This is a genomic window from Robertmurraya kyonggiensis, assembly GCF_005116465.1.
GTDB lineage: Bacteria > Bacillota > Bacilli > Bacillales > Cytobacillaceae > Robertmurraya > Robertmurraya kyonggiensis.
This window is the reverse complement of record NZ_SWBM01000035.1, coordinates 1-1,672: the sequence shown is the minus strand read 5'-3', so window position 1 is coordinate 1,672 and position 1,672 is coordinate 1. Positions and strand designations below refer to the sequence as shown.

Genomic DNA, 1,672 nt, shown 5'->3' with positions numbered 1-1,672 from the left:
CGAGACCACTGAAAAAGTGGGGTATTTTTTTAGATACTTTGATCGGAAATCGAAAATGAGAGATTATATAGCTGCTTTAGAGGATAGTATGCCTGCTATCCTCTTTAAATTTACCGCTAATGCGGTCAGTTTGGCTTGGATGGACATGCTTTTTAAACCGTACCCCTTGGCACGATTTAGTCCGTGAAAATTTTTCATTTCTCCATTTTTCCATTCTTGGCAGGCTCTTTTCTTATATTTTTCTTTAAATTCCTCATTCTTTTGCTGCTGACTATATTCATAGAACTCTGGGGTATTAATGCCAACTGCTAAGACTTTCCGTACCGTATTATTGCTAGGAATACACAGATCCCTTACGGGACAATTTCTACACTTTTCTAGTTCAAAGTAATAATTATAGGATTGTTTACCACATTTTCGTTTATAGTGTTTCTTTGTAGTCGTTTGGTTTCCTTGTGCACAAAACCACTGATCCGAATCCTTGTTATAACTGAATTGTTCTTCGTCAATTCTATAAGCACTTTCACTAACCGGAATGTATGGTGTTGCCTCAATTTCAACGATTTTATCTAATATTGCCTTTTTAAAATAAGCTTTATCCCCATAAACTTCAGTAATGGAGGGTAAACTCTTCTTTGTTAATTCCAATAACTCTTCGAACCTGGTCCCGTCCACATATGCACCATTATGTACTCTTACAGCGGTAATCATTCGATTTTCTGTACTAATCATGTATTCCATTTTATATCCAAAAAAGTTATCTGTTTTACTTTTATATCCAACTCTGGCCTCTTGGTCTACGAGTGAACGAACGCCTTTAAACTCCATAAATTTGGGATCCTCAATGATTTCTTTTGCATTTTCAAGGACTTCCTTTAATTGAGTGTTTTGTTCAATTCCAGGGATTGATTCAACACTGGAAATCGTCTCTTCCAAGTAGTTTTTCATTTTTTCATTAGCTTCTTTGGGGTCTTTAATTTCGCGAGTATCTGGGATTTCTTGATTAATGGTATCTGGTAATTCGATCTCTTCTTCTTGGGCAGTTTTAAAGATTTTCTTCGCCAAACGACTCATCACTTTTTCAGGAAAAAGCTTACCTGTATTTGCGGAAGAATGGGTAGAGTCAATGCTTACGCCAGTATCACTAATGATGTTTTTCTCCACACATTGTTTAATGAGTTCTATAATCATATCATCGAGTATTGCTTCTTCTAGCTTTGTCGTTCTAAATTTTGCGAGTAGGCTTGGATCTGGTAAAGTATCATCCGGATCTATTCCAAGAAAATACATATAGGCTAGATTTAGAGAGGCCTCTGCGATCACACGTTCATCAGATAAATCATATAAGCGTTGTAATATCAAAATTTTTACCATCAGCTCCGGCTCTATTGATGGTCGTCCATAATATTTATTAAAGGAATGTTCTAAAAGATCATTGAAAAAACTAAAATCAATCGCCTCTATTAACAGCTTTAGAGTATGATTTTTCGGTATTTTATCGTATAATAACGAGTAGATGCTTAACTGTGTATTTTTATTTTTGAGCATAGAAAAAAACCCCCATTTGGTTATTAGTTCTTCGACAGTTCTATTATACCAAAATGGAGGTTTTTTTCTTTTTGATTAAATCTTTGTGGTTTCCATTTTTATGGAAATGTTTTTCAGTGGTCTC

1 pseudogene is annotated in these 1,672 nt (G+C 35.0%); it reads right to left on the bottom strand.

Features of this window, described 5'->3' with window-relative positions:
• Window positions 1-75 precede the first annotated feature (75 nt).
• Window positions 76-1,548 (bottom strand): annotated as a pseudogene (locus tag FA727_RS23670) (IS1182 family transposase); the annotation flags it as partial.
• Window positions 1,549-1,672 lie beyond the last annotated feature (124 nt).